This is a genomic window from Thalassotalea ganghwensis, from assembly GCF_053485795.1.
Genome location: NZ_JBQRUM010000070.1, coordinates 1 through 488 on the forward strand (window position 1 = coordinate 1; position 488 = coordinate 488).

The following is a 488-nucleotide window of genomic DNA, read 5'->3' on the forward strand; positions in this document are numbered from 1 at the left end:
CACACAAGCAATTATTTGAGCAAGGCTTAGCATTTCGTCATACATGAAGTAGCCTGATATCAGCGCAAATACAGGAACAAGTAAAGTCAGTGGTGCTGTCATGCTAAGAGGGTAGCGGATCAGCATAAGGTTCCATACCCAGTAACCAAACAGCGTGGTTGGGTATGCTTGAAAGACAACGGCGATGGTTGTGCTGGTATCCCAAACTTCAAAGGCATGGGTTACAATACTCGGACCATGCAGACTGACCGCAAACAGTACCAACGGAATTGGCGCAAATAACATGCCCCAAACATTAAAGGCAAAAGCTTGAATAGTTTTGGATGCTTTCACGATCATACCCATGATCGTCCAACACATAGCGGCAATCATAATGAAAACTAGGCCTTGAAGAGTTATATTGCCATTGGTGGCGGAAACCAAAATCAATAGCGCTGCCAGTGCTGTAATTGCACCTGTGACCTTACGTTTTGATGCCATCTCTTTCT

Annotated in this window: 1 protein-coding gene; it reads right to left on the minus strand. The window is 44.7% G+C overall.

Annotation, left to right across the window (positions count from 1 at the left end):
• Positions 1–480 (minus strand): EamA family transporter (locus ACSLUH_RS19520; RefSeq protein WP_448570082.1); only part of this gene is annotated, 480 nt, incomplete at its 3' end.
• Positions 481–488 lie beyond the last annotated feature (8 nt).